5 protein-coding genes and 1 tRNA gene are annotated in these 7,232 nt (G+C 43.0%); 2 read left to right on the top strand and 4 right to left on the bottom strand.

The window, feature by feature from the left end:
• Nucleotides 1–137: 137 nt before the first annotated feature.
• Both J8L97_RS22090 and J8L97_RS22085 read right to left on the bottom strand, forming a co-directional pair.
• Nucleotides 138–632 (bottom strand): peptidylprolyl isomerase, encoded by a 495-nt coding sequence (locus J8L97_RS22090; RefSeq protein WP_211052821.1) that lies wholly within the window; start codon nt 630–632, stop codon nt 138–140.
• A gap of 107 nt (nt 633–739) precedes the next feature.
• On the bottom strand, nt 740–1,321 hold the full coding sequence (locus tag J8L97_RS22085) for an NAD(P)H-dependent oxidoreductase (RefSeq protein ID WP_211052820.1): 582 nt from the start codon (nt 1,319–1,321) through the stop codon (nt 740–742).
• 760 nt (nt 1,322–2,081) lie between these two features.
• On the opposite strand from J8L97_RS22085, the gene J8L97_RS22080 reads away from it, so the two are divergent.
• Together J8L97_RS22080 and J8L97_RS22075 are read left to right on the top strand one after the other, a co-directional pair.
• Nucleotides 2,082–3,932: a hypothetical protein gene (locus J8L97_RS22080; RefSeq protein WP_211052819.1), complete on the top strand. Its 1,851-nt coding sequence runs from the start codon at nt 2,082–2,084 to the stop codon at nt 3,930–3,932.
• On the top strand, nt 3,925–5,487 hold the full coding sequence (locus tag J8L97_RS22075; protein WP_211052818.1) for a hypothetical protein: 1,563 nt from the start codon (nt 3,925–3,927) through the stop codon (nt 5,485–5,487). The genes J8L97_RS22080 and J8L97_RS22075 overlap by 8 nt, the downstream gene beginning before the upstream one ends.
• Before the next feature lie 398 nt (nt 5,488–5,885).
• On the opposite strand, the gene J8L97_RS22070 is transcribed toward J8L97_RS22075, so the two are convergent.
• Nucleotides 5,886–5,975: transfer RNA gene (locus tag J8L97_RS22070), tRNA-Ser, on the bottom strand.
• 96 nt (nt 5,976–6,071) lie between these two features.
• Complete coding sequence (gene nadA / locus J8L97_RS22065; protein ID WP_210996894.1) at nt 6,072–7,112, bottom strand: quinolinate synthase NadA; 1,041 nt, start codon at nt 7,110–7,112, stop codon at nt 6,072–6,074.
• Nucleotides 7,113–7,232 lie beyond the last annotated feature (120 nt).

The following is a 7,232-nucleotide window of genomic DNA, read 5'->3' as shown; positions in this document are numbered from 1 at the left end:
AATTCTGTAGCAGGCGCATGTGTTAAAATCCACTTTTAACACACTAATAATAAGGGATATAACCGGTTGTATTTATATCCCTTGCAGCTCATTTCACGTCGCATAGTGCTGAACGTTGCTGTGAAGTCTGTCAATGATCACGTATTAATTTCAACTGCCTCAATCACTATTGGGTCAAATGGTACATCATCATGCCCTGCAACCATGCCGGTTTTTACCTTTTCAATCGCGTGGACCACCTCAATACCCGCAGTTACTTTGCCAAAGGCGCAATACCCCCAGCCTTCATTGGTCGTCGCGAAGTGATCTAAAAACGCGTTGTCAGTAACATTAATAAAAAATTGCGCAGAAGCTGAATGTGGTGCATCAGTGCGTGCCATTGCGATGGTACCCAGTGTATTTTTCAACCCTTTATTCGCTTCATTAACGATGGTATCACGTGTCGGTTTTTCTTTCATTTTGGCGGTAAATCCACCGCCTTGTACCATAAAGCCTTTAATAACCCGATGGAAAATAGTGCCCTGATAAAAACCGTCTTGGCAATATTGTAAGAAGTTTTTTGCTGTAATTGGCGTGGTTTCAAAATCTAACGTAATTTCAATATCACCAAAGTTCGTTTTTAAGACAATCATGTTCTACTCATTCTAAATGTCGATGCCGCCAGTATACTGCAACCTTTAGCGGTATGAAAACATGTAGCCTTACTAGGTTACCGCTGCACCTCTTTACATATCGCCGATTAGAATTTTGATCGTATTTTCATTATAAATTTATCAATTTTTTGTTGAGACAATTGCTCGCTTTTATATAAAGACAACATTTGAAATTTACAATTACTCGCACATGCCCCCAATAAAGCCAATTTAAGCACTTTTTTCACCGGTGTTCTTAGAATAAATGTATCAACCCACCAGGGAGAGCCTAATGTGGTGACGACTTTCATTTCTTTTAAGTTAGTTAAACATTGTTTGATTGGCCCGAAATCTGATGCATGCTCATAGACATAACCTGGCGCCCAAACACGATCAAACCACCCCTTTAAAATAGCAGGAAATCCAAACCACCAAGTTGGAAAAATAAGCACCAATGACTGAGCCTCAGTAAGCTGTGCAATATCTGTAGTGAGTTGTTGTGTGTCAAATGTTGACTGATAATAACTTGCGCGTTCTTCTTTGCTCAATACCGGATCAAAGTGCTCTGCATACAAGTCTTTTACCGTGACTGTATAGCCCTTTGATTTTAAGTGACTGATTGTTTTGTCCGCTAAATGCTGGCATAAACTGTTATCTAAAGGGTGTGCTAATACCACTAAACACTTCACATTATACCCTTTTTTAATTGGCTAATTTATTAACTGATTACTCAAAACCCGTGACACAGAGTACATTACGTGTTTCTTATTTATTATCCTTAAACGGCCGAAAAAATTCAATACGTCTTAACAATCACTCATAGCATAGTTCTTAAGGAACGCAGACCCTGTGCCTTGCGATTTTAAGCCTGCAAATATCATTTTTTCAAAAAATTACTGCTTACAACTTACCGCCGATGACTCAAGAACGCAGTATACCTCACGGTTCCACCGTCAATGCTCAATGTAATCCAAAATATTAGCCACCCAAAGGTAACTGCACTTACGCTCTAACTGTCGAGATCGCACACCTAAACATATTCGCTGCACTGTCGCAGATAAAACGCGTGATAAGCGCTTTTAATATGCTCAGCCAAATCAGCGAGTCCGCAATATGTGGTCTTGTGTAATAAACCTGTTGTGCATGTGAGCTTTGTTTTAGCTGTATTTTTATTGACGTAACTATTTAGTCATCAACAGAGTTCAACTGCACATTTTCTTAAGGTGCAATCTATGAGTAGACATAGCTACTAAGCTTTGGGAACCTGACTCCCCTTTAAATAGCAACGCCCAACCCTTAGTCGCATTACTGTAATCCCGTGTAATACGCAAATTGTAATTTACCTACTACGGTAGTAGGCACGTAAACAGCTTATTAATTTTCAACTGTCGTTGTTTTACAGGTTGAAAATACAACGTAGCCCCCCCCCTTTCAATAAGGAGATTTGCAATGACTGATACTAAATTACACAGCAATAATGATGATATTTCCACCAACTTAACCTTTAACACACCCGCTTTTATACAAGATTTAAGCAATAGCCCTGTTCAACAAGCACAACTTAACGCTATTTGGAACACCTACTTATATGCATTTGTGGAGCAAGCAACGCCCAGTAGTGAGGCTTACTTTTATAACCCAGCGACAACCACAATTCCAAATGGCACCGCTTCTGCACCCGTAACTTGGAATGCCTTTCCCGGGCGTTTACAGCAATACTTTTCGGCTTCCACGCCTGTGAGTCCGTCTAACCCATACAATTTGTCGTTAACTCAACTACGAGAGTTAGCAGATACAGGAAGTTACACAAGCAACGGCCAGCCTCAAGCATTACAAGATATCCCCGCCGTTTTCTGTCCAGAAGCAGACTGGAGCGGTACATTAAACCCATTTTTGCCTTATGGTCCTAGAGGCTGGCAAGATGAGTATTGCGAATGGGCTGTTCAAAAAAATGGGGAGGGTAACATCACACGAGTAGACTTTGCCTGTGAAAACCCTGAATACTGGCATGCGCTTTGGTCAGTAAGTCCTGACACTGTTGCCAGGCTTTATCAAGACACACTTAACTTTGATGCCCCAGCAAGTTGCCAGATCACTGTGTCGGTTGATGACTTAACACTAAAAGATCAACACGGCCATATAGTAGTTGATCCTGTTAGTGGCCACCCGGTTTATAACCCTTTGAACAAGTGGAACAATAGTCCTATTTCAAACCGTCAAAGTGCCAATATGAATGGTGGGGTTATGCACTTAACAAGTACACCTAATACGCTGCAAACAGAAATAGGGTTGGCTGGCTTCTCAACACCACAATATGAGAGCGGCAACGAAAGTCAGCAACAACTCCTTTGTTGCGGTCAGTTCGGTCAAGCATATCGCCATAGCGATCCACATATCGGCCAAACGGTTAACCAGATAGTCGGTGGACAGTTCATTGAGAACGAATATTTTAAGGTTAATCTAGCCAATCCATTTGGCTTATATATTCAACAACCACAAAGTTTAGACTCATGGACATTTTCAAGCAGAGTAAAGAAAGGGGTTAATGTCCCTGCTGATGCAAAAGCGTCTGACATTTGGCAAATTATCAGGGGGAGTACACAAATCAACGACCCTATTACTAGCTCTGCATTTCCAGGTAATTTAATTTTGCATGCTATTTGCCAAATACCATCAGCATGGTTAGCTATGGACCCAACGCTGACGCTTGCGGATATTGAGATTAATGGCGCGCCAATTCAATGGGGGTCACAAATAACGGAACAAATAGACATCGGTTTATTTGCAAGGCCTTTAAGTGCGAGTACAATGCCACCTCAGGTTCCTTGCGCAGGTCCATCTGCCGCTGGTGCGCCACTGCAAGCAATGCAGCAACATGTGTGGGACGCTTATTATGCTGTAAATGAAACCAACCCCGCAGGCTCAGAGCTTTCATTAGCGAGCAACAGTGTTATCGTACCAGCTGTCGCAACGGCTGGCACTACTGTAAATATTGCACTCACAGTCAATAAACTTCCAGCGGGTGTTCAGCCAATCGTCAAAGTGTTAACTGGTTCAACTGATGGGAGTTATGATCCAACGACCACTGTCAGCGTAGTAGATAAAAATACGGTGGCCTACGCCGTCCCAGGCAACTCAGGTCCAGGTACATATACCTCGCTTTCACTTGCTGTTACCACTGAAGAGTCATCAGTGGCTGGCTTAAGAGCAATAGAAGTGAGTTATACAGGCGCGCCACCACAAACCATGGCGTCCTTGATACACGTGCAGCCAAAAATCAAGGAGCCAGGTAATGCATAACCGATATGTCAGGCCCGCAAGGGCCTTTATGCGCAGGCTGTGTATCTTACTCGCCATACTTGGTGTAAATGGACAAACGGCCATGGCTGATCCCGTTACTAATCCATGCACTGCTTTTGGTACAAACCAAGTTACGCTTACTCCACAGCTCCCGAATAATTTTAATTCTCGCAATCAAACTAACGCCGATTGTACTGCATGGCAGCAATTCATTTATGCAAACTGGCCAGCAGACCCTAATAACCCGGGTTATCCAAACGCCAGTTTAACAGCCAGTGCATTTGGTAACCCCACCCTCAGTGACTTAACTGTGTGGGAAAGCTATTTGCAATCAACAGAAGTTTTTAGCAGTACGAAAACCAATACCTTAGCAAAAAAGGTCAAGCAAAAACGCCCGTTGGTTTTGCATCGAGTGTCAAAAACAGGGGCCCTTGATTTAAGTTCAATAGGTCAAGCAACCGGCGAGTGGTTAACTGATCAACGTGGCAACCTCGTGTATTATGATATTCGTTTAAACCCCGACGAAGTGGACTATATTTACAATGCTAATCCAACTGGTAAAAACTTAACCTGGGCGGCCGGTCAAATCGCATGTGCGCAAGGGGCTGGCGGATTTCGTTTACCTTCGGGCTATAGCAATGATAAGACCTGTGAGGGCAAAGCTAAGATATTTGGCGGTAATGTTGGTGCGATGGAAATCAAAGCAGCTTGGATCAAATTACCCGAAGATGGTTCATTGAATTATCGCTACTTAACCACTCAGGCAGTGCTACTTACACCAGACGCAGACGAAAATACCATAAAGCAAGACAAACCTGTCACCGTCGGTCTTATTGGACTACATATTATTAGACATCTACCTGGCGCGCCCCAAATGCTTTGGACAACCTTCGAGCAGGTTGATAACACACCTGATGCCGGTAAACATACGGTTAATTTACCAAGTAACCCAAATCGCAAGCCACGCCCGTCTTATACTTTGTATAACCCTGAGTGTGATCCTAAGCAAGACATTTACTATCAGTGTAAGCCTAATTGGACGCCCAATATGGCCCCACAGATCCCATGTGACACCACCTCTGCGCGCAGTCCAGATAACTGTATACCTTATTCGGCGCCCTTGCAGGTCAATCGGGTTACTCCTGTTGAGTCAACGGCTAACAATGTCAATGCTTACGCTTGGAGCTTATTACCAGCTAATTCTGTGTTTAACTATTATCGCCTTATTGATGTGCAATGGCCTAATAACCCAAGTACGATTCAAGCTGGTGCAACACCCCCATTGACAACTGGAGACATCACCCCAAGCAATGGAACACGCATTGTTGCAAATACCACGTTGGAGACATTTGTGCAAAACAAAGACAGCTGTATGGATTGCCACAAATATGCCGCGACGGCTTCGCAAACTCAAACTGCTGTTGTTGATGCGTTCAACAAACTGAAGCTAGCTGGTAGTAAAGCGCCAAGAACCCTGTTGTCTACAGGCACCGCAAATAGTGTGTCCTATGCGTCATATTATTCATTTGTATTCTCATCAAGTACAACTCGGTAGTTTATGCGCCCTACTTTGTAAAAAGTGGGGCTTTGTTATTTAACCTCAGCTCTGGATAAGCAAATTTGCCCAATAAAGCTATTTTTCTATTCCAAAACCCTTATCCAAACCTGAGGTTACTTACTTTTAAGTCTTTTAATAAAAAAGTGAAGCATCCTTTACAGAGTTCAACATCACGTTTTCTTCGGATCAGAGCCATACAATCGCTAGTAGTACTTTTTATAAATTTACCCGATGAAATTTAACTAAATACGGTCTGTAAACTGCCAAAAGACATACATGATAAGCTGGCGAATTGGATGAATTAAAGCCTGCTAGGTAGGTGAGAGTTTCTTAAAAATGCTGGGGTAGGTCTTAAAATGCAAAAAAGCGCTATACAGCGCTTCTTCTAGTAAACATGGCGGAGAGGGAGGGATTCGAACCCTCGATAGGGGTTAGCCTATACACGAGTTCCAGTCGTGCGCCTTCAGCCACTCAGCCACCTCTCCGATACACCTAAGTGCGGGGCTAATACTATGAAAAGCCACGCACTTTAGCAAGCGCTTTTTGCTTTACCTGAACTAACTGCTCAACTTACAGTCAGTTTAACGCTTTAATGACGCTGAAAAGTCTAACATACGATCTAATGACCGTAATGCGCCTTCACGCAATGACATATCAACGAACACTTCTTTGCCTTCAGGGCTGATCAATGACTCTTCAATCGCCTTTAAGCCATTCATTGCCATCCACGGGCAATGGGCACAACTTTTACACGTTGCACCTTCACCTGCGGTTGGTGCCGCGAAAAACTCTTTATCAGGGCAAAGCTGTTGCATTTTATAAAAAATACCGCGGTCCGTCGCAACAATAAACTGTTTGTTGTCCATTGTTTGCGCGGCTTTGATCAACTGGCTTGTAGAGCCTACTGCATCAGCTAAGTCAACAATTTCTGCCGGCGATTCAGGGTGCACTAACACGGCGGCTTCAGGCTGTAAGGCTTTCATGTCTTTAAGTGCTTTTGTTTTAAACTCATCATGAACGATACAGGCACCATTCCACATGATCATGTCTGCACCGGTATTCTTCTGGATATAAGCGCCGAGGTGCTTATCTGGGCCCCATATGATCTTCTCGCCTTGCTCATCTAAGTGTTCAACAATTTCTAAAGCACATGACGATGTTACAATCCAATCAGCACGCGCTTTTACCGCTGTAGAGGTATTTGCATACACCACTACTTTACGATCCGGGTGTTGATCACAAAATGCCGAAAACTCATCAATTGGACAACCAACGTCTAACGAACACGTTGCCGCCAAGGTTGGCATCACCACCGTTTTGTTAGGGGTCAATATTTTTGCTGTTTCCCCCATGAAACGCACACCGGCAACCACAATCACATCAGCGTCATGTTTTGCACCAAAACGGGCCATCTCCAAAGAATCAGCAACACACCCACCGGTTTCTTCAGCTAAGGCTTGAATTTCAGGATCGGTATAATAGTGCGCCACGAGTACCGCATTCTTTTCTTTTAGTAAGGTTTTGATCCTCGCTTTATACTCATCTTGTTCTTGAGTAGTTAATGGCGCAGGTTTTGGAGGAAAGATATAATCCTCAGGCATGATTTGTTCAGCTAGACTCATTTTTCAACCACTATAGTCCACATTGCATAATTAGCGCGAATTATACGTAAATAGACGCAACAATCATAGTCAATGACGCTTTTGATATAGAAAAATTAAGAATATATGAAATTTTTTAGA

The organism is Pseudoalteromonas sp. MMG012 (genome assembly GCF_018100875.1).
Lineage (GTDB): Bacteria > Pseudomonadota > Gammaproteobacteria > Enterobacterales > Alteromonadaceae > Pseudoalteromonas > Pseudoalteromonas aurantia.
The sequence above is the reverse complement of the archived record's forward strand: the minus strand, read 5'-3'. Positions and strand labels throughout refer to the sequence as shown.

Coding starts and splice junctions, on each gene's coding strand:
- J8L97_RS22080 (WP_211052819.1), top strand. CDS start 2,082: ATGACTGATACTAAATTACACAGCAATAATGATGATATTTCCACCAAC.
- J8L97_RS22090 (WP_211052821.1), bottom strand. CDS start 632: ATGATTGTCTTAAAAACGAACTTTGGTGATATTGAAATTACGTTAGAT.
- nadA (WP_210996894.1), bottom strand. CDS start 7,112: ATGAGTCTAGCTGAACAAATCATGCCTGAGGATTATATCTTTCCTCCA.
- J8L97_RS22075 (WP_211052818.1), top strand. CDS start 3,925: ATGCATAACCGATATGTCAGGCCCGCAAGGGCCTTTATGCGCAGGCTG.